Below are 25,820 nucleotides of genomic sequence, written 5' to 3' on the forward strand. Positions count from 1 at the left end.
GCGTCCGCCTGTGCGCTCAGACGTGCGTGGGCAGCGGGTACGCGGCCGGGTTGACCCGCTTGACGATCTCGTCCAGCACGATCCGGACGTACGGCTCCCCCACCCACAGGTGCTTGGCCCCGTCCACCCCGATCACCTCGGCCTGCGGCACCCGCGCGAACCGCTCCCGCGCCTCCTCCGGCCGCAGGTAGTCGTCGAACTCCGGCACCAGCACCGTCAGCGGCCGGCCGAAGCGCGCCCACGCGTCGAGGTCGTCGTCCTTGGCACGGTGCAGCGGCGGCGAGAGCAGGATCGCCCCCTCCACCAGCGGGTCGTGCGCCCACTTCAGCGCCAGCTCCGTGCCGAACGACCAGCCGAGCACCCACACGCGGGGCAGGTCGTGGTACTCGGCGTACTCCAGGGCGGCGGCCACGTCGAAGCGCTCGCCCTCGCCGCCGTCGAAGTCCCCCTGTGAGGTGCCGCGCTCGGAGGACGTCCCGCGCGTGTTGAAGCGCAGCACCGCCAGGTCGGCGAGCGCGGGCAGCCGGTTGGCCGCCTTCTTGAAGACGTGGCTGTCCATGAAGCCGCCATGGGTGGGCAGCGGGTGCAGGGTGACCAGCGTGGCCACCGGGGGTCGGTCGAGGGGCTGGGCCAGCTCCCCCACGAGGGTCAGGCCGTCGCCGGTGTGCAGCTCGATCGGCTCACGCCTGGCCGGCAGCTCGGTGCCCGCGCGGATCTCCACTTCGGTCCCTTCGAGAGTTCGTGCGCCTGTCGTTCGTGCGCCTGTGGTTCGTCTGCGGGAGGAGGGGTGAGGGGTCAGTAGCGGCTGCGGCCCGGACCGCGGTCGAGCCGCTTGCGCCAGCACGCCGTGTGCCAGTGTCGCCGCTCCTCGTCGCCGCCGGGCCAGTTCGGCCAGCTCACCACGTGCGGCTTGGCACTGGGGATCTCCTGGTCGCAGCCCGGACAACGGTAGCTCTTGCCGGACGACGCGCCGGTGAGCATGCGCACCTTCCACTCGCCGTCGGGCCATTCCTCGACGCGGTCCGTGCCCCGGGGGAAGCCGGCAGGGCGGGGCGGGGGCTCCCTGCGGCGGGCTCTGCGCGGGCTCATGTCATCCCGGCCACCCAGATGGGGAGTGCCGTCGCTCCCACGCTGTCGAACGCCATGCGTCCAGTTTTCCAGAGCCGCTAAGGTGGACCGTCATGCGGTTGGTCATCGCGCGATGCAGCGTGGATTACATCGGACGGCTCACGGCGCACCTGCCGATGGCTCCCCGGCTCGTTCTCATCAAGGCGGACGGCAGCGTGTCCATCCACGCCGACGACCGTGCCTTCAAGCCTCTCAACTGGATGAACCCGCCGTGCAAGCTCAAGGAGGACGGCGGCACCTGGACGGTCACCCACGGCAAGACCGGCGAGAAGCTGGTGCTGACCATGGAGGAGATCCTGCACGACTCCAGCCACGAGCTGGGCGTCGACCCGGGCCTGATCAAGGACGGCGTCGAGGCGCATCTGCAGGAGCTGCTGGCCGAGCACATCACGACGCTCGGCGACGGCTACTCGCTCATCCGCCGCGAGTACATGACGGCGATCGGCCCCGTCGACATCCTGTGCCGTGACGCGGGCGGCGCGACCGTGGCGGTCGAGATCAAGCGGCGCGGCGAGATCGACGGCGTCGAGCAGCTCACCCGCTACCTGGAGCTGCTCAACCGCGATCCGCTGCTCGCGCCGGTGCGCGGCGTGTTCGCCGCCCAGGAGATCAAGCCGCAGGCGCGCGTGCTGGCCGCCGACCGGGGCATCGACTGCGTCACCCTCGACTACGCCGCGCTGCGCGGCATCGAGCCGGAGAACCCCACCCTCTTCTGACGCTCCCCCCATCAGAACGCGCAGGCGGTGGGTGGGCAGTCGGCGTTTCGCGCTGCCCGGCATGAACCTCACCTCGTCCGCCTGCAGGCCCGAGGGAGCTTGAGCGGCCGATCAGGATTGTCACGTTCTTGGTCGGCCGACGTAAGAGGTAAACTCCGCGCCCTTTCCCAAAGCGGATCATCCGTCCATAATTGTGTGCTCTGGGGGCCACGATCATGTTGGACGGGTGGAATGTGAACCGGTCTTACCGGGGAATGTCAGCCGAGCAAAGGCTGGCAGACAGACGCGAGCGGCTGATGACGGCCGCCTACACGCTATACGCGAAGCCGGGTTTCGCGGCGACGACCATCGAAAGGCTGTGCTCGGAGGCGCGGATCTCCAACCGCGCCTTCTACGAATGTTTCGGGGGGCGCGAGGAGCTGCTTCAGGCACTGCACGAACGCTGCGTGGAGGAGAGCCTCTCCTACGTGGCCAAGGTCCTGCAGGAGGCGCCGCACAGCCTTGAGGGCAAGGTGGAGGCCGGGATCCGCGCGTATATCGAATTCGCCACGGCGGACTGGCGGCGGGCCCGGATCATGCATCTTGAGGTGCGCCGGTCGGGTGATGTTCTGACGGCCTCGCGGCAGCGCGCGGTGGACGCGTTCGCCCGGCTGATCGAGGAGGCGTCGGCCGAATTCCCGGTGGGCGGCGGCCTCAATCGGCGGCTCGTGGCGCTCGGCGCTATTGGAGCGCTACAAGAGTTGCTCATCGAATGGATCCTCGCGAGCCCTTCGCCGGACATCGGCGAACTCGTCGAGGTGGCCTCGCACATCTTCCGCAGATCGCTCGGTGACCCGTGAAGCGTTGATTACGGATTGTGCTTACTTTGCGGTGCGAGACGGGGATAAAACACCCCTGCCAATCGGTATTTAGGCTGTTGTTTTTTCGCGAACGCCGGTTTCCGGACACGAAGAGAGCGGGCTACGGCATCGTCGTCGCCCGCTCCGCGATGAGCCGCCGCCCCGTCAGGCCACCGCGGCTTCCTCCGCCTCGACGCGCAGCACCCGGTTCAGCCGGGTCACCGCCAGAACGCGCATGATCCGCGGCGGCACTCCCCGGAGGACGAGGCGGCGCTCCCCGGCGGATGCGCGCCGATGCGTGCCCACGAGAACCCCCAGGCCGGTGGCGTCGATCATCTCCAGCTTGGACAGGTCCAGGATCAGGTCTCCCTCACCGGAGTCCACCGCGTCGTGCAGCCGGGCGCGGACCCCGGCCGACGTTCCGGCGTCGAGCCGGGCGCCGATCTGCACCACCTGGGCTTTCGGATTGCCCCGGACTCGCATGCCACCTCCTCATTCACATCGCGCGACCGCACGCGATGCCGGCTTACCCCGTGGCAGGGCGTTCGGGAGGGCCGAAACTCCCTCCGATTCTTTACCCCTACCCAGGAATCGGCAGTGACACGACCGCTTTGAGAATGAAGTGGCCGTCTGTCCCCTGCCGGGCCGTGATCTCGCCGCCCAGCGACGCCATCCGCTCCCGCATCCCGTGCAGCCCGTGCCCCGTCTCGCCGTCTGACTGCCGGGTCTGCGCGCCGTCGTTGCGCACCTCCAGCTCGGCCCGCTCGGCGGTGAAACTCAGCGTGATCGCGCAGAACGTCGCCGCGCTGTGCTTGAGCACGTTCGTGACGGCCTCCCGCACGGCGTAGGCGAACACCGCCGCCACCTCCTCCGGCGGCTCCCGGTACGGCAGGCGCAGCTCGCACCGGACGCCGGCCGCCTCCAGCACCCCCCGCACGCTGGCCAGCTCGGCGCCGAGGTCCAGCCGCCGGTAGCCGCGCACCGCCTCGCGCAGCTCGCGCAGGGCCGTACGGGTCAGGCCGTTCACCGCGGCCATCTCGTCGCGGGCCGCCCCCATGTCGGCGTCGGACAGGCGCACGGCCAGCGCGGTCTTGACGGCGATGGCCGACAGCCGGTGCCCGACGAGATCGTGCAGGTCCCGGGCGAAGCGCAGCCGCTCCTCCGCGACGGCCAGCCGGGCGTGCGCCTCCATGCCCTCGTGGGCCCGCACGGCCAGCCGGTAGATCCACACCCAGAGCCGGTTGGACACGACGCAGGCCAGGCACATCACCACGTACATGACGGTGTTCGAGACGGCCACGGCGCCGAGCCACACAGGTCCCCGCGCGTCCGGCATGTCCAGCAGCTGCCACCACCCGGTCGCCGCGGCGGCGACGCTCAACGCGACCCCCAGGAGTGTCGTGCCCGCCCCCAGCGCGAACGCCCGCCGGCGCGGGACGCCGACGGCGACGACGGCCAGCCAGGCCACCAGCGCCAGCCCCGCTCCGAACGGCTGCGCCCCGCCCGTCCCCGCCGCCACCACCGCCAGGATCCCGCTCGCCACGATGGACCGCACCGGGTACCTCGACTCGATCACCGCGTTCACCAGCCGCAGATAGAGCGCCGTGAACCCGGCGGCGGCGGCCACGGACACGGCCGGCAGCGGCCACGGCTCAGCGCCCCGGCCGGCCTCGGCCAGGGCGCTCAGCGCCATCCCGCCCCACAGCAGCCCGAGGAACGAGTTCAGCATCCACCAGCACAGGCGGCGCGCCTGCGCGATCTCCCCCACCTACGCCCGCGCTACTTGGCGCGCAGCACGTCGCCGAGCCGGACCCGGGCGCCGGTGCGCAGGACGGCCCGCTCGTAGACCCTCGCGCCGAGGGCCAGGACGGCCACCACGGCCGCCGCCATGAGCGCGAGCGCCAGCCCGATCTGCCACAGCGGCACCTCGGCCGCGGCCGTCCGCACCGGCATCACCATCGAGGAGAACGGGGGGATCATCGACATCACGGTGGCCAGCGTGCCGGTCGGCTCCGCGGTCGCGTAGAAGGCGACGCCGTAGGTCACCATGATGAGCATCGTCAGCGGCGACATCACGTTGCCGACCTCCTCCTGGCGCGAGACCAGCGAGGCCAGCGCCGCGGCCAGCGTCGCGAAGAACGCGTAGCCGAGGACGAACCAGACGACGACGCCGGCCACGATGCCCGGCATGCCGGGCGGGAAGTCCGTCGCCACCCCTGAGCCGACGGCCGCGGCGACGCCCACCACGAGGATCGTGACCAGGTTGACCAGCCCGAGCACGCCCAAGCCGAGGATCTTGCCGCCGAGCAGCTGCCAGGGGCGGATCGAGGTCAGCAGGATCTCCACGATCCGGCTGCCCTTCTCCTCCACCACGCCCATCCCGACCATCGTCGCCTGGCCGATCAGCAGCATGAACAGCACGAGCACCAGCACCACGGCGATGCCCGTGCGGGCGGCCTGGTAACGGGTGTCGGCGCCGACCGACTCGATCTGCAGCGGCGCGATCCGCACCCCGGAGGCTCCGAGCTTCACCTCACGATTCGTGCTCTGCAGCAGCACGCCGAGCTCCTGGTCGATCTCGCCGTCCGTGAGCACCTTGGCGTCGCCGACGAGCACCGCGTCCACGTCGCCGCCGAGCAGCGCATTCCTGGCGGCCGCCTCGTCGGGGAACGCCTTCCAGGCGAACTCCGACTCCGGCGCCGCCGCCTCCAGCGGCAGCCGCTGCGCGTTCACGGTGCCCAGCGTGTACGAGTCGGGGCCGCCCATCAGCTTGGGCGCGAACGCGGCGGCGCCCACCAGCACCGCGGTGACGAGCAGGCTGACGAGGAACGCCCTGGTCCTGATCCGGGTGGCGATCTCCCGACGCGCCACCAGTGCCAGCCCGTTCATGCCACGGCCTCCTTGAAGATCTCGGTGAGGGTCGGCTGCTCGACCCCGAAGTGCTCGACCTGTCCGGCCTTCATGGCCCGGCGCAGGATCTCCTGGTCGTCGCCTGGGTCGCGGCCGGCGGCGGCGTTGACGAGCAGGACGTGCCGCCCGTCCACGACGCTCAGCTCGCCGGGCAGGCCGTCGGCCCAACCCGGAGCCGGGTCGCGCACCACGACGCGCAGCGTGCCGCCCTCGGCGGCCCGCAGGCCGGTGACCGTTCCGCTCGCCACCATCCGGCCGGACGACACGATCCCGACCGAGTCGCACAGCCGCTCGACCAGGTCGAGCTGGTGGCTGGAGAAGATCACCGGCACGCCGCCCCGGCAGCGCTCCTGCAGCGCCGTGGCCAGCGTGTCGACCGCCAGCGGGTCAAGCCCGGAGAACGGCTCGTCCAGGATCAGCACCTCGGGGTCGTGCACCAGCGCGACCGCGAGCTGCACGCGCTGCTGGTTGCCCAGCGACAGGCCCTCCACGGCGTCGTCGCGCCGCTCGCCCAGGCCCAGCCGCTCGATCAGCGCGGCCGTGGCCTCGGCGGCCCGCGCGCCGCTCAGGCCGTGCAGGCGCCCGAAGTACTCGATCTGCTCGGCCACGCGCATCTTCTGGTACAGCCCGCGCTCCTCCGGCATGTAGCCGAACCGGCGCCGGTCCTCGTACGCCAGCGGGCGGCCCTGCCAGCTGACCGAGCCGGCGTCGGCCTGGAGCACGCCCATGACGATCCGCATCGTCGTCGTCTTGCCGGCGCCGTTCGCGCCGACGAACCCGAACATCTCACCCGGCCGCACGGCGAAGCCGATCCCGTCCAGCGCCAGCTTGCCCTCCGGCGAGCCGGGCCCGCCCGCGAAGCGCTTACGCAGCTCGCTGATCTCGAGCATCAGGTCCTCTCCTTCGTCATGAGGCAATAGTGCCGTCAGCGGCATTCGCCCTGGTAGTCGGAGAAATCATGGCTCCGACATGCGCCCCGCGTCCCTTCTCGATGACATTTGTCATTACGCTGACCCCATGACGCGCTCGGACAAGGACAAGCCGGTCGTCCTCTCCCGCATCTACACCCGCACCGGCGACGACGGCACCACGGCGCTCACCGACATGAGCCGCGTCCCCAAGACGGACTCGCGGCTGGCCGCCTACGCCGACGTCGAGGAGGCCAACGCCCACCTCGGAGTGGCGCTCTCCCACGGCACGCTCCCGGCCGAGGTGGCGGACGTGCTGTCACGCGTGCAGAACGAGCTGTTCGACCTGGGTGCCGACCTCGCCACGCCGGTCGTCGCCGAACCGGAGTTCCCGCCGCTGCGGGTCGAGCAGGCGTACGTGGACCGGCTGGAGGAGCTCTGCGACCGGTTCAACGAGCCGCTGAAGGCGCTGCGCAGCTTCATCCTGCCCGGCGGCGACCCGGCGACGGCCGCGCTGCACGTGGCCCGCGTGACGGTACGCCGCGCCGAGCGCACCACCTGGGCCGCGCTGGAGGCGCACGACGACATGAACCCGCTCACGGCGGCCTACCTGAACCGCCTGTCGGACCTGCTGTTCATCCTCTGCCGCGTCGCCCACGGGGGCGAGGAGATCCTCTGGAAGCCGGGCGCCACCCGCTAGGCCACCTACGTGGTCAGGGGGTGAACCGCTCGGACGGGTGCGGCGGGCCGTGACGGCGGCCGGCCCCGTGCGGGTCAGAGGGCGTCCCCCTGGAGGCCCTCGGCCCCGTACGCGGGGTGGCGGTCAGCCTGGCTGTGCCGTGACAGAGCGAGATCTAGGCGACGTCGAGATAGGCGCTGGGCGGAGCGGACTCCAGCCAGGCGAGAAAGCCGGTCAGGGCATCGGCGCTCATCGCCAGTGAGATGTTCTTCGCGGAGCCGCCGCAGTCGATCGCGTACAGCCCGTTGTCCAGCTCGCGACGGGACGAAACGACGAGGCCGCGCCTCGCGATCGCGTGGCGCGGCCTCAGTCGCAGACCTATGAGCGGGATCCAGTGGAGCTCCCCGTCGGCGTAGCGGGCTACCCCGCCGCGCCAGCCGTGGCCGGCTGCCCGCAGCCGACAGGGGACGCTGCCGCGCGAGCGGGCCAGCGTGAAGCCGCGCAGGACCACCAGGGCGGCGATCAGTAGCACGCAGATGAATACCGTTGCCACCAATGCCGCCCCCTAGCTTGTTGTTCTTCAGACCTCTTCGCCTGCGGCGCGCAGCCGGGCCTTGGCACGCTGGGCCTCGACCGCCGCGTCGGCGTCCTCCTGGTTGGCCTCGATCGAGGCCTGCGCACGCTCCAGCGCGTCACGCGCGGCCGCGACGTCGACCTCGGAACCGAGCTCGGCCACCTCGGCGAGCACGGACACCTCGTCGTCGGCCACGGAGATGAACCCGCCGTGGACGGCCGCGACCAGCTCGCCTTCCGCACGCTTGACGCGCAGCACGCCGCCCTCGACGAGAACACCGAGCACGGGTGCGTGTTGCGGCATAATACCGATCTCGCCGTCCACGGTCTTGGCAATCACCATGTCGGCCTCGCCCGACCAGATCTCACGCTCGGGTGAGACAACCCCTACGCGTAGCTTGGCCACTTGTGCAGGTTCCTTTCCGATCAGGTGGTGGCGCGGCCTCGGCCGCACCACCACCGTATCTCCGGACGGGCCGCGCCCGCCCTATGGCCGGGGCGACTAGCGCTCGAGTTCCTTCGCCTTGGCGATGGCCTGGTCGATGCCGCCGACCATGAAGAAGGCCTGCTCGGGCAGGTGGTCGTACTCGCCGGCGCACAGGCCCTTGAACGAGGCGATCGTCTCGTCCAGCGGCACGGTCTCGCCCGGCTGGCCGGTGAAGGCCTCGGCCGCGTACATCGGGTGCGACAGGAAGCGCTCGATGCGGCGGGCCCGCTGGACGGTGACCTTGTCCTCCTCGGAGAGCTCGTCGATACCGAGGATGGCGATGATGTCCTGCAGCTCGCGGTACTTCTGCAGGATCCGCTTGGTCTCCTGGGCCACCCGGTAGTGCTCCTCGCCCACGATCTGCGGGTCGAGGATCCGGGAGGAGGAGTCCAGCGGGTCCACCGCCGGGTAGATGCCCTTCTCCGAGATCGGCCGGGACAGCACGGTCTGCGCGTCGAGGTGCGCGAACGCGTTGTGCGGGGCCGGGTCGGTGATGTCGTCGGCGGGCACGTAGATCGCCTGCATGGAGGTGATCGAGTGACCGCGCGTCGAGGTGATGCGCTCCTGGAGGACACCCATCTCGTCGGCCAGCGTCGGCTGGTAACCCACGGCGGACGGCATACGGCCGAGCAGCGTGGAGACCTCGGAACCGGCCTGCGTGAAGCGGAAGATGTTGTCGATGAAGAGCAGCACGTCCTGCTTCTGGACGTCGCGGAAGTACTCGGCCATCGTCAGCGCCGTCAGGGCGACCCGCAGACGGGTGCCCGGCGGCTCGTCCATCTGGCCGAACACCAGCGCGGTGTCCTTGAGGACGTCGGCCTCCTCCATCTCCAGCCAGAGGTCGTTGCCCTCACGGGTGCGCTCGCCCACACCGGCGAAGCACGAGGTGCCACCGAAGTTACGGGCGACGCGGCGGATCATCTCCTGGATCAGAACGGTCTTGCCGACACCGGCGCCACCGAACAGACCGATCTTGCCACCCTGCACGTACGGGGTGAGCAGGTCGATGACCTTGATGCCGGTGACGAGCAGCTCGGTACGGGACTCGAGCTGGTCGAAGGCCGGCGACGGACGGTGGATGCCCCAACGCTCAGTGATCTTGAGTGAGGAGGTCGGCACGTCGAGCGTCTCGCCCAGCGCGTTCCACACGTGGCCCTTGACGACGTCGCCGACGGGCACCGAGATGGGCGCGCCGGTGTCGGTCACGGCGTGGCCGCGGACCAGACCGTCGGTGGGCTGCATGGAAATGGCCCGGACGACGTTGTCGCCCAGGTGCTGGGCCACCTCGAGGGTCAGGGTCTTGGTCTCGCCGCCGAGGGTCACCTCGACCTTGAGCGCGTTGTACATCTCGGGCATCGCCTCGACGGGGAACTCCACATCGACGACGGCGCCGGTGACACGAGCCACCCGGCCGGTGCCGCCCGCGGCACTCTCTACAGTCTCAACAGCCTCTGCAGTCATTTCACTCTTTCCCGGCTGCGGCGTCAGCCAGCGCGTTGGCGCCACCGACGATCTCGCTGATTTCCTGGGTGATCTCGGCCTGGCGAGCCTGGTTCATCTGCTGGGTCAACACCCGCATCAGCTCGTTGGCGTTGTCGGTCGCGGACTTCATGGCGCGCCGCCGCGCGGCCTCCTCGGAGGCCGCCGACTGCAGCAGCGCCGTGAAGATACGGGACTCCACGTAGCGCGGCAGCAGCGACTCCAGCACGTCGCCCGCGGTCGGCTCGAACTCGAAGTACGGCGGGATCGTGGTGGACTCGGTCGCCTCGGTCTCCTCGACCTCCAGCGGCAGGACCCGCTTGACCACGACGTTCTGCGCCAGCATCGAGACGAACTCGGTCGACACGATGTGGATCTCGTCGATGCCGTTCTCGTCCTTGAACGAGTCGATCAGCATCTCGGCGATCTCCTTGGCGTCGGCGTAGGCCGGCTTACGGGAGAAGCCGACCCAGCTGCCGCCCATCTCCCGGTTGCGGAAGGTGTGCCAGGTGACACCCTTGCGCCCGGTGACGAACGGCGTCACGGTCAGCCCGCGGCTCTCCAACAGACCGCGCAGGGCCTCGGCCTCGCGCAGCACGTTGGCGTTGAAGCCGCCGCAGAACCCGCTGTCGCTGGTGACGATGAGGACGCCCGCCCTGGCGGGGTTCTCCTTCGCCACGGTCAGCGGATGGTCGACGCTCGCCGCGTTGCTGACGACGCCGGTGACGGCGCGAGTGATCTCACGCTCGTACGGGATCGCCGCCTGCATCCGCTGCTGCGCCCTCACGATCCGTGAAGAGGCGATGAGCTCCTGGGCGCGCGTGATCTTGGCGGTCGACTTGACCGACGTGATCCGCCGCCTCAGCAGCCTTAGCTGGGCACCCATGGCCTACTTCTTCTCCGCCGGGCGGACGACCTTCTGGATCTTCTCCTGGCCGACCTCGTGGGCGCCGAGCGGCGCCACCGGCTCGTCCTTGACCAGCAGCTCACCGGAGGAGGTGGTGAAGCCCTTCTTGAACTCCGTGATGGCGTCCTTCAGAGCGGTCACCGTGTCGTCCGACAGCTCCTTGGTCTCGCGGATGGCGTCGAAGACGCCCTTGCGCGAGCTCTGGAGGTAGTCCAGGAACTCGGCCTCGAAGCGGCGCACGTCCTCGGCCGGCACCTCGTCGAGCTCACCGGTGGTGCCGGACCACACCGACACCACCTGCTTCTCCACGGGGAACGGGGAGTACTGCGGCTGCTTGAGCAGCTCGACCAGCCGCTGACCGCGGTCCAGCTGGGCGCGGGAGGCGGCGTCGAGGTCGGAGGCGAACGCGGCGAACGCCTCCAGGTCGCGGTACTGCGACAGCGACAGCTTCAGCGTGCCCGCGACCTTCCGCATGGCCTTGATCTGCGCCGAGCCACCGACTCGGGAGACCGAGATGCCGACGTTGATGGCGGGACGGACACCGGCGTTGAACAGGTCCGTCTCAAGGAAGCACTGACCGTCGGTGATGGAGATGACGTTGGTCGGGATGAACGCCGAGACGTCGTTGCCCTTCGTCTCGATGATCGGCAGACCGGTCATCGAGCCGCCGCCCATGTCGGCGGAGAGCTTGGCGCAGCGCTCCAGCAGACGGGAGTGGAGGTAGAACACGTCGCCCGGGAAGGCCTCACGGCCCGGCGGGCGGCGCAGCAGCAGGGAGACGGCGCGGTAGGCGTCGGCCTGCTTGGTCAGGTCGTCGAAGACGATCAGGACGTGCTTGCCCTGGTACATCCAGTGCTGGCCGATGGCCGAGCCGGTGTAGGGGGCGAGGTACTTGTAACCCGCCGGGTCGGAGGCCGGGGAGGCGACGATGGTGGTGTACTCCATCGCGCCCGCCTCCTCCAGGCGGGCCTTGACCTGCGCGATCGTCGAGCCCTTCTGGCCGACCGCGACGTAGACGCAGCGGACCTGCTTCGCCGGGTCGCCGGTCGCCCAGTTCTCGCGCTGGTTGAGGATGGTGTCCACGGCGATCGCCGTCTTGCCCGTGCCGCGGTCGCCGATGATGAGCTGGCGCTGGCCGCGGCCGATCGGCGTCATGGCGTCGATCGCCTTGATGCCGGTCTGCAGCGGCTCCTTCACCGGCTGCCGCTGGACGACGGACGGGGCCTGCAGCTCAAGGGCGCGAACGCCCTCGGCCTCGATGGCGCCCTTGCCGTCGAGCGGGTTGCCCAGCGGGTCGACCACGCGGCCGAGGAAGCCGTCGCCGACCGGCACGGACAGGACCTCGCCCGTCCGGCGGACCGTCTGGCCCTCCTCGATCTTGCTGAAGTCGCCCAGGATGACGACACCGATCTCACGGGTGTCGAGGTTCAGGGCCAGACCGCGCGTGCCGTCCTCGAACTCCAGCAGTTCGTTCGCCATCGCCGAGGGAAGGCCGGAGACATGGGCGATTCCGTCGCCACAGTCGACGACGGTCCCGATCTCCTCGCGCGCGGCGCCTTCCGGTTCGTACGCCTGGACGAAGCGCTCAAGCGCGTCCCGGATCTCGTCCGGCCGGATCGTAAGCTCCGCCATCTCTACTCTGTCTCCCTCTTCGCCTAGCCGGCCAACCGGCGGCGGACTTCTTCGATTCGTCCCACAATGGTGGTGTCGATGATCTCGTCGCCGATGCGGACCGAGAAGCCACCGAGCACTCGCGGATCCACCTCGACGTTCAGGTGCACGTCGCGGCCGTAGGAGGTGCGCAACCACGTCGCCAGGCGCTGCTTCTGCTCGTCGGTCAGCTCGACGGCGCTGCGCACCACCGCGACATAGCGCTGGCGCTGCTGCGCGACGAGCTGGCCGAACTCCTCCAAGCCTGCTTCCAGGCTACGTCCTCGCGGGTGAACTGCCACCTGCGTGATGAGGCGCCGGCTCGCCGTCGCCGCCTTGCCGCCGAGCAGGTCGCTCAGCAGCTGCCGCTTGCCCTCCTCCGGGGCGTCGCCGGCGGCGAGCGCCCGGCGCAGGGCGGGGTTGGCGGCGACCACGCGGCCGAAGCGGAAGAGCTCGTCCTCCACCTCGTCGAGCGTGCCCTGGCTCTCGGCCTCCGCGGCGGCGGCGACGACGCCGAGCCGTTCGAGGACGTCGGCGAGGTCACTCGCGCGCGACCACCTGGCCGACACGGCGGCCTCGGTGGTGGCGAGCGCGGCCTCGCCGACCTTGCCCGCGAGCAGGGCCCGCACGGAGCCGGCCTTGATCTCCGCCGACCTGGAGGGGTCGGACAAGGCGCGGCGCAGGCCGTGCTCGCGGTCGAGCAGATCGGCGATCGCGAACAGCTCGTCGGAGAGCGCGCCGAGGTCGGCGCTGCCGGCGACCGCGTTGAAGCGCTCCTCGACCTCTGCCAGCGAGCTTCTGCTCAGGCCTCTCATTAGCGCACCGCCTGCGCGCTGGAGCTCTCGAGCTCGTCGAGGAACCGGTCGACGGTGCGACGCTGCCGGGCCTCGTCCTCGAGGGACTCGCCCACGATGCGGCCGGCCAGGTCGGTGGACAGGCGGCCGATCTCGGCGCGGAGCTGGGCGAACGCCTGCTGGCGGTCGGCCTCGATCTGCGCGTGCGCAGCCTCGATGAGGCGGCGGGCCTCGGCCTGCGCCTCCTCACGGAGCTCCGTCTTGATCTGGGCGGCCTGCTCGCGAGCCTCCTCGCGCAGCCGGGCCGCCTCCTGCCTGGCCTCGGCCAGCTGGTCGCGGTACTGCTGCTGCAGTGCCTGCGCCTCGGCCTGGGCCTCCTCCGCCTTCTTGATGCCGCCTTCGATCGCGTCGGTGCGCTCGGCCAGCGTCTTCTGAATACGCGGGACCAGCATCCGTCCGACGACGAAGAAGACGACGGCGAAGGAGAAGATACCGACGACGAGCTCATAGGGATGCGGGATGAGGGGGTTGCCGCCCTCCTCCGCCGCGAGGAGCGTAGCTGCGAGTGTCATGGATGCAGCCTTTCGTCAGGGATTCTTCTGGTCTTTAGATGTTCGCGAAGATGAACGGCGCGACCAGACCGATCAGGGCGAGGGCCTCGGTGAGGACGAAGCCAAGGAGCATGTTCTGGCGGATCAGGCCGTAAGCCTCGGGCTGGCGCGCGATGGCCTGCACGCCCTGACCGAAGATGATGCCGACGCCGATGCCGGGGCCGATGGCGGCGAGACCGTAACCGATGGCGGTGACGTTGCCGGAGACCTCAGCGAGAACGCTCATTGCTGTTTTCCTTTACTGGACGGCCGGTGAAGCGGAGTCTCACCGGTCATGGATATTCCGGTTGGTGGTTCTCAGTGCTCTGCGTGCAGCGCGCCGCCGATGTACATCGCGGCCAGCATGGCGAAGAGGAACGCCTGCAGGAACTGGATGAACATCTCGAAGCCGGTGAGGATGATCGTCATGACCACGCCGACGACACCGACCGGAGCGCCCAGGGGGGTCAGCTTCTCGAACAGGAACCAGAAGCCCACCATGCTGAAGAACGCCAGCAGCATGTGACCGGCGAACATGTTGGCGAACAGTCGCACCGCGTGCGTGAAGGGCGCGATGATCATGTTCGACAGGAACTCGATCGGGGCGAGCAGCACGTAGATCGGCTTGGGCAGGCCCGGCGGGAACATCATGTTCTTGAAGTAGCCGACGCCGCCCTGGTGCTTCATGCCCAGGTAGACCTTGAGCACGTAGATCGAGATCGCGAGGACGGCCGGGAAGGCGATGTGCGAGGCGACCGGGAACTGGAGCACGGGGACGACGCCCATGAGGTTCCAGACCAGCACCAGGAAGAACACGCTGACCAGCAGGCCCATCCAGCGGTCGGCGTCCTTGCCCAGGAAGGGCCGCGCGACCTGGTCGCGGACGAACATGTAGCCGTACTCGGCGACGTTCTGGACGCCCCTCGGTACGATCTTGGGGCTGGCGAAGGCAGCCCAGCAGAAGCCGATCACAAGGATCGAGCTGAGGATGGCGAGCAGCACCGGCTTGGTGAACCAGTCGACCCCGGGAATGATGGGGGGCAGATCGAACAGCTCGCCAGGCGTAGGCGCTCCGAACTCGTCGCCCGGTGATGCCAGGACCGTCAGCGCACTCACGCGGCGTTCCCTTCAACGTCGTAATGGATCACAGGAGTTTCCTCGGCGAGTCGGTCGCCGTACAGAGTCAGCGACTGTGTCGCCGGTAGACCGCGTAGCCGGCGAGCACCAACCCAAGGACGATGCCTATGGGGAAGAACGCGGACATGTCGAGCCAGCGGTCCAGCAACCACCCGATGCCCCCGTAGATAGCCATCCCGGCGAGAAGATAGCTGGGGACCGCCCACATGGCGTCGGCGAAGTCGCGACCGTCTGACTCCGGCCGGCGTTCCTTTTCGCTCATCGCGCGCCCGACGATAGCAGGCGCAGAGAGGACTAGTCATATCGGACCCGCCCGGTTGCCGGCTCCATCAGTCGCCCTTCCCGGGGACCTTGGCCTCGGGGTCCACGTACAGCATCTTGGTCTTCATGAAGGCGCGCACCTCGAAACCCGTCCAGACGATCGTGCAGACCACCACGGACCAGGCGAACGCCTTGGGATTCCATGCGTCGGTGTCGCCGAAGGCGGAGAGCATCGCCATGACGGCGACCACCTTGACGAGATAGCTGACCATCGCGGCGATGGCCATGATCTGGGGGGAGACCTTTGCGGCATAGCTCACGGCTACCACGCTGATACTGAAGAAAACCCCGACCAGCAGAGCGCCGACGACCGCGCCGAACATCCCTTTGCCGCCGGCGACCACGAGGGCCACGACCGCGACGATCGCTCCCGCCCCGAGGGTGGGAAGCGCGGCGCTTTTGAGGACGCGCACGTCGTTGGCCTGCATCGGTGCTCCATAAGGCAAATTGTCAAGCGAGCGTTTGCTACCTCCAGAGCCTACGCAACGGAGGTTCCCTGCTCGTGAAAGATATCACAAGCTCACGGAAGACCGCTTTTACCTGCCGTTTCTAGTTCGCGATCATGAACTGCCCGGAACGGCATGGATGACCGTTTCGCCGACAGCCTGCGCGCGCCCGTGCGGAGGCTCCTCCATCGGCCGGACGGGCGGCGTGGCCTGGGTGTTCACCGGCTTGTCGACCGGGTTGGCGGCCGGACGGCGCACCGGGCCCTGCACCGGCGGGACCGGCGGCATGGGGCCGGTGGGCGGGCCGTCGTCGTCGGAGGGCGCCCCGCCGCGGGTGCGCGCTCCGCCCCTGCCGCGCCAGCGCGGCGCCGCCATCAGCACCACCAGGAGGCCGACGGCGAGCAGGATCACGACGGGGAACATGAGGACCGGCACACCCCACTTCGACATCGCGACCAGGCCGAACGCGAACAGGAAGGCCCAGGCGTACATGATGAGGACCGAACGGCGGTGCGAGTGGCCGATGTCCATCAACCGGTGGTGCAGGTGGCCGCGGTCGGGCGCGAACGGCGACATGCCGTAGGACGTGCGGCGCACGACGGCGGTGATCAGGTCGATGAGCGGCAGGACCAGCACGGCCGCCGGCACCAGCAGCGGGAGCAGCACCCCGAACCGGTTGATGCCCTCGATGACCGACGGGTCGACCGGGGTCACGGTGACGATCGAGGAGGCGAGCACCAGGCCGATCAGCATGGCCCCGGTGTCGCCCATGAAGATCTTGGCCGGATGGAAGTTGTGCGGCAGGAAGCCGAGGCAGGTGCCGATGAGGATGGCCGCGATGCCGGCCGTGGTGGTGATGTTGTCGCCGCTGATGCTCTGCGACAGGAAGATCGAGTATGTCCAGGTGGCCATGGCGGCGATGCACACGATGCCCGCGGCCAGGCCGTCGAGGCCGTCGACGAAGTTGACCGCGTTGATCGTGACGACCACCACCAGGATGGTGATGATGGTGCTCAACGTGTAGTCGAGGCTGGTGGAGCCGCCCCAGTCCTTGGGCAGCGGGATGTAGACCAGCCGCAGGTCGAAGAAGACGAGGACGCCCGCGGCGGCGATCTGGCCGGCCAGCTTGATGAAGGGGTCCATCCCCCACCAGTCGTCCAGGAAGCCGGTGACCGTGATGAGGCCGCCCGCGATGATCAGGGCCATCACCGGATTGCCGTCGGCCTCGCCCAGCGCCTCGCCGGTGTGGGCGAGCTGGCTGGCCACCAGCAGCCCCGCCACCAGGCCGCCGTACATCGCCAGGCCCCCTAGCCGGGGCGTCGGCGTGGTGTGCACGTCGCGCTCGCGGATCTCCGGAGCGGCCCCTATGCGGATGGCGAAGCGGCGCACCAGCGGGACGAGGAGGTACGTCACCGCAGCCGCTATGAGCGCCATGAACAGGTATTCGCGCACGGTCCTAGTTTCGCGGATGCGCCGGGCCCCTGTGACCGGAAATCGACACAGACCGGCTTAATATTCGCTGAGATATGGACGATGGATGGTCAGGAGCGCCGTCACCCGCTCGCGGACGTCCCCGGCGCCCCCGGGATTCCGCACCGCCTCGGCCACCAGCGTGCCGACCTCCTTCAGCTCCTCCGGCCCCATGCCCTGGGTCGTGACGCACGGCGTGCCGACGCGCAGGCCCGAGGTCACGGCCGGAGGCTCCGGATCATACGGGATGGCGTTGCGGTTCAGCGTGATCCCCGCCGCGGCGCACCGCCGCTCCGCCTCAGCCCCCGACACACCGAGGCCGCGCAGGTCGATGAGCGCGAGATGCGTGTCGGTGCCGCCGGAGACCGGACGCATGTCCGCCGCGGCCAGCGCGTCGCACAGCGCCCGCGCGTTGGCGACGACGCGCCTCGCGTACGCGGCGAACTCCGGCCGCAGCGCCTCACCGAACGCCACCGCCTTGGCCGCCACGGCGTGCATCAGCGGCCCGCCCTGCACGAACGGGAACACCGCCCGGTCCATGCGCCCCGCCAGCTCCTCCGTGCACAGGATGCCGCCGCCGCGCGGCCCGCGCAGCGTCTTGTGCGTGGTGAACGTCACGACGTCCGCGTACGGCACCGCCGACGGGACTACCCCGGCCGCCATCAACCCCGCCGGGTGCGCGATGTCGGCCATCAGCCACGCGCCCACCTCGTCGGCGATGCCGCGGAACACGGCGTAGTCGAGCAGCCGCGGGTACGACGTCGCCCCGCACACGATGACCTTCGGCTGGTGCCGCAGCGCCAGGTCCCTGACCTCGTCGTAGTCGACCAGCTCCGTGTCGCGGCGTACGCCGTACGACACCACGTCGAACCAGCGGCCCGAGAAGTTCACCTTGGACCCGTGTGTGAGGTGGCCGCCGTGCGGCAGCGCCATCGCCAGCATCGTGTCGCCCGGCTGGAGCAGCGCCGCGTACGCGGCCAGGTTGGCCGAGGCGCCGGAGTGAGGCTGGACGTTGGCGTGGTCGGCGCCGAACAGCCGCCGTGCCCGCTCGGTCGCGAGCCGCTCGGCCCGGTCCACGACCTCGCAGCCGCCGTAGTAGCGCCGGCCGGGGTAGCCCTCGGCGTACTTGTTGGTGAGGGTGGACCCGAGGGCGGCGAGGACCGCGGGCGAGGTGAAGTTCTCGCTGGCTATGAGCTGGAGGCCGCCGCGCAGCCGCTCCAGCTCGTCCAGCAGGACCTGGGCCAGCTCCGGGTCCTGTCTCCGGAGCAGGTCGAAGTCCGGGCCGTAGTAGGGCTGAGCACCCATTTTTCCACTGTACGGGCGGATGCCCGATTTTCTAAGAGGGTGATGGTTCTGGCGTCCTGTGTCGGCGGGTGGCCGTCCGGCGGCGACCCGGCCGGCTCGTCGTCCGGGCCCGCCCGTTCGGGTGTTCGACGATTCAGGAGAACGCGTGCGGCGCGCCCGCCGAGCTGGGGATCCAGCGCGGCGTGTCGGCGGCCTCGTCGCTGATGGAGGTGAGCACCGCCTGGCGGTACAGGGCGAGCCTGGAGCGCCACTCGGCGATGTCCTCGACGTACCGGGAGCCGACGGGCGCGTCCCACGTCTGCGGGCTCCTGGCGAGCGTGTAGGCCTTGTCAAGGGCCTTCGTGAGCTCCTCCAGAAGGGGCTGGACGGTCTGCCAGGCGGTCACCAGGCGCTGGTACTCGGGATTGAACTCCCAGGCCCTCGGCTGGGAGTCGAGCGGGTTGGTGCCGCCGGTCATGGGCGGGGTCTCCCCCGGGCGCATCGGCTGGGGGGCGGGCGGGTCGACGAGTGCCATCATGCGCTCCTGTATCGGGTGCCGGGGCCGCCGTCGTGGGGGTGCTCGGGGTGGTCGTACGGGTCTTCGGGGGTGGGGGTGATGTCGTCGAGCGGGATGCCCGGCGGCTGAGCACCGCCGATCCGGTCGAGGAGGGAGCGCAACTCGTCGAGGTCGAGGGGGCCGGCAGGGGCGGATATGGCGTGAGGGGTGTCTTGGACGGTGACGGCCTGGTCGGCGCTCGGTGGTGCCGCCGGCGTCACCGAGGCGGCCGCGGCCCCCGGGCCACCGGATGACGCGGGGGCCGTGGGGTCGATGACCACCGGGGCGCCCTGGCCGGGTGTGGTGTCACGACCGGGTGTGGTGTCACGGCCGGGTGTGGTGTCACGGACCACGCCGGTGTCGCGGCCAGACGTCGTGTCCTGGTCGGGAGAGGTGCGGTCGGGCGTCGTGTCGCGGTCGGGCGAGGTGCCGTCGATGTCGCGCGGCGTCGTGTCCGCGCATCCCGTGCCGGTTCCGTCCACCTGGCCGGGCGTGGTGCCGGTCGTCCGATCCGTCCCGGTGCCGTCCGCGTGACCGGGCGTGGTGTCGATCGGCTGGGCAGGATGGGCGCCGGTGCCGGGCGTGGCGTCGATCGGCTGAACGGGGTGCGCGCCACCGATCGGAGTACCGTCCGCGGGCGCCGTGCCGATCGGATGGACCGGGTGCGCGCCACCGATCGGAGAGCCGTCCGCGGGCGCCGCGCCGATCGGATGGACCGGGTGCGCGCCACCGATCGGAGTACCGTCCGCGGGCGCCGTGCCGATGGGGGTGGTCGGTGCGGCGGGCTGGGCATCGCCTGAGGGGGTGGGCATCTCGATCGGCTGGGCCCTGTCCAGGTTGTCCAGGATGTCGCTGATCTGCGCTGCCGTGGGCGGGTCGATGGGTATCTGGAGGACCTTCACGCCGTCGACGATCACCACGTGTGGCTTCTGGGGGTCGAGATCGGCCGGGTGATTCTTGGCGGGGGTGTCCACGCGGTCGTCCGGAGAGGCGGGATCGGCAGGGGTTCCCGGGTCCGTCGGGGTGGCGGGATCCGCTGGAGTCGCCGGCGTCGTGGGATCGGCCGGAGTCGTGGGGTCGGCGCCGTCGCCTCTGGGGTCGGGGACGCCGATGGGGTCCGCGGGGGTGAGGTCGGACGCGTCCGCGCCCGACTCGGCGCCGCGGTCACGCCTACTGCCCAGGTCGTCGTCCTTGGGCTCGTCACGCGCGCCCGAGTCGTCCCCGACGCCCGTGTCGTCGCGCGTGCCGGTGTCGTCGCGCGTGCCAGTGTCGTCACCTGTACGGGTGTCGTCGCCTGTGCGCGTGTCACCGCCGGTCCGCGTGTCGTCGCCCGTGCGGCTGTCGTCCCTGCACGACTTGCCGTCGTCCCGGGTCGTACCGTCGTCCCGAGTCGTGCCGTCGTCGCGACCCGTGTCGGCGTCGACCCTTCTGCCGTCGTCGTCCTTGGCGTCCGGCTTGGACGGCTTGGGGTCGTCGTCCTTCTTGGCGTCCTCGCCCTTCTTCGGCTCGTCCTCGCGCTTCTTGGGCTGGTCGTCCTTCGAGCCGTCCTCGCCCTTCTTGGGCTGGTCGTCACCAGTCTTGGCGTCGTCCTTGGCTGGTTTGTGGTGCTCGCCGGTCTTGGGGTCGTCGTCCTTGGCATCCGGTTTGGACGGCTTGGGGTCGTCGCCCTTCTTCGGCTCGTCCTCGCCCTTCCTGGGCCGGCCGTCGTCCGCCTTCGGCTCGTCCGGCTTCTTCGGCTCGTCCGACTTCTTGGGAGTCTCGTCCTTGGTGTCGGCGCCCACCGAGGGGCTGTGGTCGCGGGGCTCGTCGGCGCGTTTCTCCAGCAGCCCGAGCCGTACCCTGACGTCCTTGGCCATGGTGTCCGCGGCGTCCGCGATCTGGGCCGGACGGTGGGCGGCACGCGTGGGCAGGCCGGCGCGGGTCATGATCTGGGTGACCCGGCCCTCCGTCGCGCGCATCTGGGCGGCCGCGCGCTTGATCTCCGCCAGCAGGTCACGGACCACTTCGGGATCCATGCCGTCGAACTTGCCCATGGGCTGCTCCCGGACGTCGTGGCCGCTCCGGAACTCACCGTAGGCATGTCCGGACCGCGACCGCAGCCGGGATAAGCAGACGGTATACGTCAGTCGTCGGTGGCGACGTACCCGATGATGCCGCGCAGCTTCTCCACCGGGATCGCCCCGCGCCGCAGCAGCCGCGGCACCGCGGTGGTGAGGTCGAGGATGGTGGAGGGCGTGTTGTCGGTGGTCCTGCCGCCGTCGAGGTAGACGGCGACGGACTCGCCGAGCTGCTCCTCGGCCTCGCCGGCGGTGACGGCGGCGGGCGCGCCCGACCGGTTGGCGCTGGACACGGCCATCGGGCCGGTCTCCTTGAGCAGGTCGAGCGCCACCGGGTGGAGCGGCATGCGGATCGCGACCGTGCCCTTGGTGTCGCCGAGATCCCACGACAGGGCCCGGTTGGCCTTGCAGACGAGCGTGAGCGGCCCGGGCCAGAAGGCGTCGATGAGGTCCTGGCCGTACGGGCCGAGGTCCTCGACGAGCGCGCCGGCGGCGCGGACGGTGCCGACGAGGACGGGCGGCGGCATGTCGCGGCCCCTGCCCTTGGCCTCCAGCAGTGCGGTGACGGCCGCGGGTGTGAACGCGTCGGCGCCGATGCCGTAGACGGTGTCGGTCGGAAGCACCACCAGCTCGCCGCGGCGGACGGCGGCGGCGGCCTCGGTCAGGCCCTCGGCGCGTTGTTCGAGGTCCGTGCAGTCAAAGGTTCTGCCCACGCGTGCATCCTAGTCAGTCGGGCTGGTCAGGCTAGTCGGGCTCGTCTTGGCCGAGCCTCGCGGTGACGAAGCGGTCCCTGCGGGTCAGGTCCTGGTGCAGGCGGACGTCACGCCATCCGCTGGCCTCGGGGAACGTCAGGTAGACGGCGTTGCCCTGCTCGTCGGCGTGCTCGACGGCCACCCAGCCGCCGGGGCGCAGCAGCCGCCGGGCCGTGCGCTCGACCGCGCGCACCTCGCCGAGGCCGTCGTCGCCGGTGCCGTAGAGCGCCCGCGAGGGGTCGTAGTCGCGCACCTCGGGGTCGCGCGGGATGGCGCCGGGCGGGATGTAGGGCGGGTTGGAGATGACCAGGTCGACCTTGCCGTTGAGCTCGGGCAGCGCCTCGGCGAGGTCCTCCGGGTGCAGGTGGACGCGGCCCTGGCCGTGCTCGGTGATGTTGCGCTTGGCCCAGCCGTACGCGTCGGGGTCGACCTCGACCGCGTGGACCTCGGCCAGCGCCACCTCCTGGGCGATGGACAGCGCGATGGCGCCGGAGCCGGTGCCGAGGTCGACGACCAGCGGCGCGGCGACGTCCATCGCGTGAAGGGTCTCGATGGCCCAGCCGGCCATGACCTCGGTCTCGGGCCGCGGCACGAACACGCCGGGCCCGACCTTGAGCTCCAGGTAGCGGAAGTAGGCGTGCCCGGTGATGTGCTGCAGCGGCTCACGGGCCTCGCGGCGGGCGACGCCCTCCCAGAACAGGGCGTCGAAGTCGGCGTCCCCGACCGTGTGCAGCTCGCTCCTGCGCACGCCGTGAACGAATGCCGCGATCTCCTCCGCGTCGGTGCGCGGCGAGGGCACACCTGCCTCGGCCAGCCGGGCGGTGGCGAGCGCGATCTCGTCCAGCAGAAATGTCATGAGTGTTGTGCGAGCTTCTCCGCCATCTCGGCGTCGATGAGTGCCTGGGTGACGGCGTTGAGCTCGCCGTCGAGGACCTGGTCGAGGTTATACGCCTTGAAGCCGACGCGGTGGTCGGAGATGCGGTTCTCGGGGAAGTTGTAGGTGCGGACGCGCTCGGAGCGGTCGACGGTGCGGACCTGCGACTTGCGCTCGGCCTGCGCGGCCGCGTCGGCCTGCTCCTGGGCGATGGCCAGCAGCCGGGCGCGCAGGATGCGCAGCGCCGACTCCTTGTTCTGGAGCTGGCTCTTCTCGTTCTGGCAGGAGACGACCACGCCGGTGGGCAGGTGCGTGATGCGGACCGCGGAGTCGGTGGTGTTGACGCTCTGTCCGCCGGGGCCGCTGGAGCGGTAGACGTCGATGCGCAGGTCGTTGGGGTCGACGTGGACGTCGACCTCCTCGGCCTCCGGGTAGACGAGCACGCCGGCGGCGCTGGTGTGGATGCGGCCCTGCGACTCGGTGACGGGCACCCGCTGCACGCGGTGGACGCCGCCCTCGTACTTGAGCCGGGACCACACGCCCTCGTCGCCCTTGGCCTTGATGCCGACCGTGACGTCCTTGTAGCCGCCGAGGTCGGAGGGCTGGGTGTCGATGATCTCGGTCTTCCAGCCGAGCCGCTCGGCGTAGCGGAGGTACATGCGCAGCAGGTCGCCGGCGAACAGCGCGGACTCCTCGCCGCCCTCGCCCGCCTTGATCTCCATGATGATGTCCTTGTCATCGTTGGGATCGCGCGGGATCAGCAGGTGCTTGAGGCGCTCCTCCAGCTGGGGGATGCGCTCCTCCAGCTCGACCGCCTCGGCCGCGAACGCCTCGTCCTCGCCGCCCAGCTCCTTGGCGGCGGTCAGGTCGTCGCGGACCGACTCCAGCTCGCGGTAGGTGGTGACGATGGGCGTGAGCTGGGAGTAACGCCTGCCGAGAGTGCGGGCCTGGTGCTGGTCGGCGTGCACGGCGGGATCGGCGAGCCGCAGCTCCAGCTCGGAATACTCCTTGAGCAACTCGTCGAGGTTCACCGTGGGTCCTTCTGCTTGGTTTTCCGGCCGTTCACCAACAACGCCGACCCGGCGCACCCATGAGTGCATCCGGGCCGGCGTCGGTGAAGCTACTTGCCCGAGGCCTTCTTGCCGAAGCGCTTCTCGAAGCGGGCCACCCGGCCGCCGGTGTCGAGGATCTTCTGCTTGCCCGTGTAGAACGGGTGACAGGCGGAGCACACGTCGGCGTGGATGGCGCCGTTCTTCGCGGTGCTGCGCGTCGTGAAGGTGTTGCCGCAGGTGCAGGTCACCTGGGTGACGTTGTAGTCAGGGTGGATGTCGCGCTTCATTGCTGTCCTTTCGGGGTGCGGCCGCCGGGTCGCCTGTTCACGCGCCGAGCGCGTGGGCGGGAGCCGGAGCCGCTACGGGTCAGCTACCAGTGTGCCAGATGCTTCAACCCTCCCAGGCCACGCGGCATTCCCCCGGGCCGTATGGCGATCCTTATGACGCGGTCACGCCAGTCACACTAGGCTCCGGCGCACAAACCGTTACTTACCACCCATAAGGACTGCGATCAGATGATGAAGGGGATGCGGCTGCTCATCGCGGCCGCTACGGGGGCAACGCTTCTCGTCGGAGGTGTACACGTCTCGGCCGCGAACGCAGCCACGGCCGGTCCGGACTTCTCCGGGGCGGCCTCGTCCGACGCGTTCGTCCCCCTCGACAAGGACGTCGAGGTCAGCGTGACGCTGCAGCTGAGGGACCCGGGGACCGTCAGCGCCGTCAGCGGCGACATCACGCCACCCGGAGGCGCCGGGAGGCCGGTGGGCTTCGACTTCCGGCCGTCCAACGCGGCGGAGACCGCGCTGACCGGCCGCTTCGCCATCGGCAAGGACGATCCCGCCGGCAGTTGGCGGATGAACGTCAAGGTCACCCGCGACGGAGCCACCCGCGACAACGTCTTCGAGCTCGGCGTGGCGGCCCGGCAGGGCATCACCGACGCGGCCGTGCGGCCGAACCCGGTGCAGCTCGTCAAGGGCAAGGACGTCAAGGTCTCGGTCCGGGCGGGCGTCACCGGGGCGGCATCCGTGTCGGCCCTGCTGGTGAATGACGAGACGGCCGAGACCTTCGATGTCGGCGACCTGGAGCGCGGCTCCGACGGCTACTACCGCGGCGTCACGTACTTCAGCGACGACACCGGGCCCGGCTCATGGACCCTCGAGGTCCACGCCACCCGGGGCGGCCAGACGCTCAAGGGCGTCGCATCGTTCACCGTGAAGGCCCCGGCACGGGGCTCGTCCGGGAAGACGAGGACCAGGGTGACGATCAGCGCCCCGGCCAAGGCGGCCAAGGGACGTCCGGTCAAGGTCCAGGGCAAGGTCTTCCGCGGCTCCGCGGCGTACCCGGGCAAGAAGCTGGAGGTCTACTTCAAGGCCAAGGGCACCAAGTCGTACAAGTTGCTGGGCTTCGCGCGGAGCAACTCCTCCGGCAGGTACGTCAGGACGTACACGGCCAGGAAGGACGGCTACTTCCGCGTCAAGGCGCCGGGCACGGCCAGGACCCGCAGCTCCCTGTCACCGCAGGAGTTCGTCGACGTCAGGCCCTGACGCGCCGGCTCCTGGGGCGTTCTAACGGCCCAGGTAGGTGAGCACGGCGAGCACCCGCCGATGGTCCTCGGGCGCCGGCCCGAGGGCCAGCTTGGTGAAGATGCCGGAGATGTGCTTCTCCACCGCGCCCTCCGTGACCACCAGCCGCGAGGCGATCGCGGTGTTGGAACGGCCCTCGGCCATCAGCGCCAGCACCTCACGCTCACGCGGCGACAGCGAGTCGAGCGGGGCGCCCCGGCGCTGGCGGCTGAGGAGTTGCATGACCACCTCGGGGTCGATGACCGTGCCGCCCGCGGCCACCTGTCTCACCGCCGCCAGGAACTCGGCCACGTCGGCGACCCGCTCCTTCAGCAGGTAGCCGACCGCCGGGCCGATCAGCTCACCGGCGTAGCGCTCCTCGACGTACTGCGACAGCACCAGGATCGGGAAGCCGGGCCGCGCCTCACGCACGCGCAGGGCGGCCCGCAGCCCCTCGTCGGTGTGCGTGGGCGGCATCCGGACGTCGACGATGGCGAGGTCGGGGTCATGCCGCTCGACCGCCTCCACCAGGGCGTCGCCCTCGGACACGCTCTCCACCGTCTCCACGCCGCCGTCGGCCAGCAGGCGCGCCAGCCCCTCGCGCAGGAGCACGGAGTCCTCGGCGATCACCACGCGCATGACCCCATGA

The 25,820-nt window shown here is 70.2% G+C and carries 30 protein-coding genes; 4 read left to right on the top strand and 26 right to left on the bottom strand.

From position 1 onward, the window contains the following. Window positions 1–16: 16 nt before the first annotated feature. Window positions 17–721 carry an alpha/beta fold hydrolase gene (locus tag ACIBG4_RS27685; protein ID WP_310710601.1) on the bottom strand — a complete coding sequence of 235 codons (705 nt, stop codon included), beginning with the start codon at window positions 719–721 and terminating at the stop codon, window positions 17–19. A 74-nt stretch (window positions 722–795) separates the two neighbouring features. Next, on the bottom strand, window positions 796–1,089 hold the full coding sequence (locus tag ACIBG4_RS27690; protein ID WP_397204295.1) for an ATP/GTP-binding protein: 294 nt from the start codon (window positions 1,087–1,089) through the stop codon (window positions 796–798). A gap of 92 nt (window positions 1,090–1,181) precedes the next feature. Between ACIBG4_RS27690 and nucS the strand changes: the two genes are divergently transcribed. Together nucS and ACIBG4_RS27700 are read left to right on the top strand one after the other, a co-directional pair. Next, window positions 1,182–1,844 (top strand): endonuclease NucS, encoded by a 663-nt coding sequence (gene nucS / locus ACIBG4_RS27695; RefSeq protein ID WP_310710599.1) that lies wholly within the window; start codon window positions 1,182–1,184, stop codon window positions 1,842–1,844. Window positions 1,845–2,140: 296 nt separating this feature from the next. After that, a complete protein-coding gene (locus tag ACIBG4_RS27700) occupies window positions 2,141–2,683 on the top strand; it encodes a TetR/AcrR family transcriptional regulator (RefSeq protein WP_397204296.1) in 543 nt (180 codons plus the stop codon). Between the two features lie 165 nt (window positions 2,684–2,848). Here the strand turns inward: ACIBG4_RS27700 and ACIBG4_RS27705 are convergent, their stop codons facing one another. From ACIBG4_RS27705 to ACIBG4_RS27720, 4 genes are all read right to left on the bottom strand, one after another. Further along, complete coding sequence (locus ACIBG4_RS27705) at window positions 2,849–3,166, bottom strand: STAS domain-containing protein (RefSeq protein WP_310710597.1); 318 nt, start codon at window positions 3,164–3,166, stop codon at window positions 2,849–2,851. 97 nt (window positions 3,167–3,263) lie between these two features. After that, window positions 3,264–4,451, bottom strand: coding sequence for a sensor histidine kinase (locus ACIBG4_RS27710; RefSeq protein WP_397204298.1), 1,188 nt, complete (start codon window positions 4,449–4,451; stop codon window positions 3,264–3,266). 11 nt (window positions 4,452–4,462) lie between these two features. Further along, window positions 4,463–5,572 (bottom strand): ABC transporter permease, encoded by a 1,110-nt coding sequence (locus ACIBG4_RS27715; protein ID WP_397204299.1) that lies wholly within the window; start codon window positions 5,570–5,572, stop codon window positions 4,463–4,465. Beyond that, complete coding sequence (locus ACIBG4_RS27720; RefSeq protein ID WP_397204300.1) at window positions 5,569–6,483, bottom strand: ABC transporter ATP-binding protein; 915 nt, start codon at window positions 6,481–6,483, stop codon at window positions 5,569–5,571. Before ACIBG4_RS27720 ends, ACIBG4_RS27715 begins: the two co-directional genes overlap by 4 nt. Window positions 6,484–6,610: 127 nt before the next feature. On the opposite strand from ACIBG4_RS27720, the gene ACIBG4_RS27725 reads away from it, so the two are divergent. After that, on the top strand, window positions 6,611–7,201 hold the full coding sequence (locus ACIBG4_RS27725) for a cob(I)yrinic acid a,c-diamide adenosyltransferase (RefSeq protein ID WP_397204301.1): 591 nt from the start codon (window positions 6,611–6,613) through the stop codon (window positions 7,199–7,201). A gap of 154 nt (window positions 7,202–7,355) precedes the next feature. On the opposite strand, the gene ACIBG4_RS27730 is transcribed toward ACIBG4_RS27725, so the two are convergent. The 19 genes from ACIBG4_RS27730 to rpmE all read right to left on the bottom strand — a co-directional run bounded on the left by ACIBG4_RS27730 (window position 7,356) and on the right by rpmE (window position 23,896). Beyond that, window positions 7,356–7,733, bottom strand: coding sequence for a DUF2550 domain-containing protein (locus tag ACIBG4_RS27730; protein ID WP_397204302.1), 378 nt, complete (start codon window positions 7,731–7,733; stop codon window positions 7,356–7,358). Window positions 7,734–7,760: 27 nt separating this feature from the next. Then, window positions 7,761–8,159, bottom strand: a complete 399-nt coding sequence (locus ACIBG4_RS27735; RefSeq protein ID WP_310710591.1) for a F0F1 ATP synthase subunit epsilon — start codon at window positions 8,157–8,159, stop codon at window positions 7,761–7,763. A gap of 96 nt (window positions 8,160–8,255) precedes the next feature. Continuing rightward, the gene (gene atpD / locus ACIBG4_RS27740; protein ID WP_310710590.1) at window positions 8,256–9,701 is read right to left on the bottom strand and encodes a F0F1 ATP synthase subunit beta; all 1,446 of its coding nucleotides are present in this window, start codon (window positions 9,699–9,701) and stop codon (window positions 8,256–8,258) included. Window position 9,702: 1 nt separating this feature from the next. Then, on the bottom strand, window positions 9,703–10,605 hold the full coding sequence (locus ACIBG4_RS27745; protein ID WP_310710589.1) for a F0F1 ATP synthase subunit gamma: 903 nt from the start codon (window positions 10,603–10,605) through the stop codon (window positions 9,703–9,705). 3 nt (window positions 10,606–10,608) lie between these two features. Continuing rightward, window positions 10,609–12,258: a F0F1 ATP synthase subunit alpha gene (gene atpA / locus ACIBG4_RS27750; RefSeq protein ID WP_397204303.1), complete on the bottom strand. Its 1,650-nt coding sequence runs from the start codon at window positions 12,256–12,258 to the stop codon at window positions 10,609–10,611. Between the two features lie 23 nt (window positions 12,259–12,281). Further along, window positions 12,282–13,091: a F0F1 ATP synthase subunit delta gene (locus ACIBG4_RS27755; protein WP_397204304.1), complete on the bottom strand. Its 810-nt coding sequence runs from the start codon at window positions 13,089–13,091 to the stop codon at window positions 12,282–12,284. Continuing rightward, window positions 13,091–13,642, bottom strand: coding sequence for a F0F1 ATP synthase subunit B (locus ACIBG4_RS27760; protein WP_310710586.1), 552 nt, complete (start codon window positions 13,640–13,642; stop codon window positions 13,091–13,093). Before ACIBG4_RS27760 ends, ACIBG4_RS27755 begins: the two co-directional genes overlap by 1 nt. 34 nt (window positions 13,643–13,676) lie before the next feature. Further along, window positions 13,677–13,907: an ATP synthase F0 subunit C gene (gene atpE / locus ACIBG4_RS27765; RefSeq protein ID WP_189126107.1), complete on the bottom strand. Its 231-nt coding sequence runs from the start codon at window positions 13,905–13,907 to the stop codon at window positions 13,677–13,679. A gap of 71 nt (window positions 13,908–13,978) precedes the next feature. Continuing rightward, window positions 13,979–14,776 carry a F0F1 ATP synthase subunit A gene (gene atpB, locus ACIBG4_RS27770; protein WP_355437093.1) on the bottom strand — a complete coding sequence of 266 codons (798 nt, stop codon included), beginning with the start codon at window positions 14,774–14,776 and terminating at the stop codon, window positions 13,979–13,981. Window positions 14,777–14,843: 67 nt separating this feature from the next. Then, the gene (locus ACIBG4_RS27775) at window positions 14,844–15,059 is read right to left on the bottom strand and encodes an AtpZ/AtpI family protein (RefSeq protein WP_355437091.1); all 216 of its coding nucleotides are present in this window, start codon (window positions 15,057–15,059) and stop codon (window positions 14,844–14,846) included. Window positions 15,060–15,126: 67 nt separating this feature from the next. Then, a complete protein-coding gene (locus tag ACIBG4_RS27780; RefSeq protein ID WP_397204305.1) occupies window positions 15,127–15,546 on the bottom strand; it encodes a hypothetical protein in 420 nt (139 codons plus the stop codon). 132 nt (window positions 15,547–15,678) lie between these two features. Continuing rightward, window positions 15,679–17,016 carry a glycosyltransferase family 4 protein gene (locus ACIBG4_RS27785; protein WP_397204306.1) on the bottom strand — a complete coding sequence of 446 codons (1,338 nt, stop codon included), beginning with the start codon at window positions 17,014–17,016 and terminating at the stop codon, window positions 15,679–15,681. Between the two features lie 57 nt (window positions 17,017–17,073). Beyond that, window positions 17,074–18,339, bottom strand: coding sequence for a serine hydroxymethyltransferase (glyA, locus tag ACIBG4_RS27790; protein ID WP_397204307.1), 1,266 nt, complete (start codon window positions 18,337–18,339; stop codon window positions 17,074–17,076). A 133-nt stretch (window positions 18,340–18,472) separates the two neighbouring features. After that, complete coding sequence (locus ACIBG4_RS27795) at window positions 18,473–18,856, bottom strand: hypothetical protein (protein WP_310710580.1); 384 nt, start codon at window positions 18,854–18,856, stop codon at window positions 18,473–18,475. Next, window positions 18,853–20,907 (bottom strand): hypothetical protein, encoded by a 2,055-nt coding sequence (locus ACIBG4_RS27800; RefSeq protein WP_397204308.1) that lies wholly within the window; start codon window positions 20,905–20,907, stop codon window positions 18,853–18,855. The genes ACIBG4_RS27795 and ACIBG4_RS27800 overlap by 4 nt, the downstream gene beginning before the upstream one ends. Before the next feature lie 89 nt (window positions 20,908–20,996). After that, window positions 20,997–21,644 (bottom strand): L-threonylcarbamoyladenylate synthase, encoded by a 648-nt coding sequence (locus ACIBG4_RS27805; protein ID WP_397204309.1) that lies wholly within the window; start codon window positions 21,642–21,644, stop codon window positions 20,997–20,999. Window positions 21,645–21,675: 31 nt separating this feature from the next. Continuing rightward, window positions 21,676–22,539 (bottom strand): peptide chain release factor N(5)-glutamine methyltransferase, encoded by an 864-nt coding sequence (gene prmC, locus ACIBG4_RS27810; RefSeq protein WP_310710577.1) that lies wholly within the window; start codon window positions 22,537–22,539, stop codon window positions 21,676–21,678. Continuing rightward, window positions 22,536–23,588, bottom strand: a complete 1,053-nt coding sequence (prfA, locus tag ACIBG4_RS27815; protein ID WP_310710576.1) for a peptide chain release factor 1 — start codon at window positions 23,586–23,588, stop codon at window positions 22,536–22,538. The genes prmC and prfA overlap by 4 nt, the downstream gene beginning before the upstream one ends. Before the next feature lie 89 nt (window positions 23,589–23,677). After that, window positions 23,678–23,896 (bottom strand): 50S ribosomal protein L31, encoded by a 219-nt coding sequence (rpmE, locus tag ACIBG4_RS27820; RefSeq protein WP_310710575.1) that lies wholly within the window; start codon window positions 23,894–23,896, stop codon window positions 23,678–23,680. Between the two features lie 228 nt (window positions 23,897–24,124). On the opposite strand from rpmE, the gene ACIBG4_RS27825 reads away from it, so the two are divergent. Continuing rightward, window positions 24,125–25,153, top strand: coding sequence for a hypothetical protein (locus ACIBG4_RS27825; RefSeq protein WP_397204310.1), 1,029 nt, complete (start codon window positions 24,125–24,127; stop codon window positions 25,151–25,153). Between the two features lie 21 nt (window positions 25,154–25,174). On the opposite strand, the gene ACIBG4_RS27830 is transcribed toward ACIBG4_RS27825, so the two are convergent. Beyond that, complete coding sequence (locus ACIBG4_RS27830; protein WP_397204311.1) at window positions 25,175–25,810, bottom strand: response regulator; 636 nt, start codon at window positions 25,808–25,810, stop codon at window positions 25,175–25,177. Window positions 25,811–25,820 lie beyond the last annotated feature (10 nt).

The sequence above is a fragment of the Nonomuraea sp. NPDC050383 genome (assembly GCF_044459125.1).
GTDB lineage: Bacteria > Actinomycetota > Actinomycetes > Streptosporangiales > Streptosporangiaceae > Nonomuraea.

What these genes read in the sequence shown, in the direction of transcription:
- ACIBG4_RS27690 (WP_397204295.1), bottom strand. Translation starts at nt 1,089, where the DNA reads ATGAGCCCGCGCAGAGCCCGCCGCAGGGAGCCCCCGCCCCGCCCTGCC.
- nucS (WP_310710599.1), top strand. Translation starts at nt 1,182, where the DNA reads ATGCGGTTGGTCATCGCGCGATGCAGCGTGGATTACATCGGACGGCTC.
- ACIBG4_RS27700 (WP_397204296.1), top strand. Translation starts at nt 2,141, where the DNA reads ATGACGGCCGCCTACACGCTATACGCGAAGCCGGGTTTCGCGGCGACG.
- ACIBG4_RS27705 (WP_310710597.1), bottom strand. Translation starts at nt 3,166, where the DNA reads ATGCGAGTCCGGGGCAATCCGAAAGCCCAGGTGGTGCAGATCGGCGCC.
- ACIBG4_RS27715 (WP_397204299.1), bottom strand. Translation starts at nt 5,572, where the DNA reads ATGAACGGGCTGGCACTGGTGGCGCGTCGGGAGATCGCCACCCGGATC.
- ACIBG4_RS27720 (WP_397204300.1), bottom strand. Translation starts at nt 6,483, where the DNA reads ATGCTCGAGATCAGCGAGCTGCGTAAGCGCTTCGCGGGCGGGCCCGGC.
- ACIBG4_RS27725 (WP_397204301.1), top strand. Translation starts at nt 6,611, where the DNA reads ATGACGCGCTCGGACAAGGACAAGCCGGTCGTCCTCTCCCGCATCTAC.
- atpD (WP_310710590.1), bottom strand. Translation starts at nt 9,701, where the DNA reads ATGACTGCAGAGGCTGTTGAGACTGTAGAGAGTGCCGCGGGCGGCACC.
- ACIBG4_RS27745 (WP_310710589.1), bottom strand. Translation starts at nt 10,605, where the DNA reads ATGGGTGCCCAGCTAAGGCTGCTGAGGCGGCGGATCACGTCGGTCAAG.
- atpA (WP_397204303.1), bottom strand. Translation starts at nt 12,258, where the DNA reads ATGGCGGAGCTTACGATCCGGCCGGACGAGATCCGGGACGCGCTTGAG.
- ACIBG4_RS27755 (WP_397204304.1), bottom strand. Translation starts at nt 13,091, where the DNA reads ATGAGAGGCCTGAGCAGAAGCTCGCTGGCAGAGGTCGAGGAGCGCTTC.
- ACIBG4_RS27760 (WP_310710586.1), bottom strand. Translation starts at nt 13,642, where the DNA reads ATGACACTCGCAGCTACGCTCCTCGCGGCGGAGGAGGGCGGCAACCCC.
- atpE (WP_189126107.1), bottom strand. Translation starts at nt 13,907, where the DNA reads ATGAGCGTTCTCGCTGAGGTCTCCGGCAACGTCACCGCCATCGGTTAC.
- ACIBG4_RS27775 (WP_355437091.1), bottom strand. Translation starts at nt 15,059, where the DNA reads ATGAGCGAAAAGGAACGCCGGCCGGAGTCAGACGGTCGCGACTTCGCC.
- ACIBG4_RS27780 (WP_397204305.1), bottom strand. Translation starts at nt 15,546, where the DNA reads ATGCAGGCCAACGACGTGCGCGTCCTCAAAAGCGCCGCGCTTCCCACC.
- glyA (WP_397204307.1), bottom strand. Translation starts at nt 18,339, where the DNA reads ATGGGTGCTCAGCCCTACTACGGCCCGGACTTCGACCTGCTCCGGAGA.
- ACIBG4_RS27795 (WP_310710580.1), bottom strand. Translation starts at nt 18,856, where the DNA reads ATGATGGCACTCGTCGACCCGCCCGCCCCCCAGCCGATGCGCCCGGGG.
- ACIBG4_RS27800 (WP_397204308.1), bottom strand. Translation starts at nt 20,907, where the DNA reads ATGGGCAAGTTCGACGGCATGGATCCCGAAGTGGTCCGTGACCTGCTG.
- prmC (WP_310710577.1), bottom strand. Translation starts at nt 22,539, where the DNA reads ATGACATTTCTGCTGGACGAGATCGCGCTCGCCACCGCCCGGCTGGCC.
- rpmE (WP_310710575.1), bottom strand. Translation starts at nt 23,896, where the DNA reads ATGAAGCGCGACATCCACCCTGACTACAACGTCACCCAGGTGACCTGC.
- ACIBG4_RS27825 (WP_397204310.1), top strand. Translation starts at nt 24,125, where the DNA reads ATGATGAAGGGGATGCGGCTGCTCATCGCGGCCGCTACGGGGGCAACG.
- ACIBG4_RS27830 (WP_397204311.1), bottom strand. Translation starts at nt 25,810, where the DNA reads ATGCGCGTGGTGATCGCCGAGGACTCCGTGCTCCTGCGCGAGGGGCTG.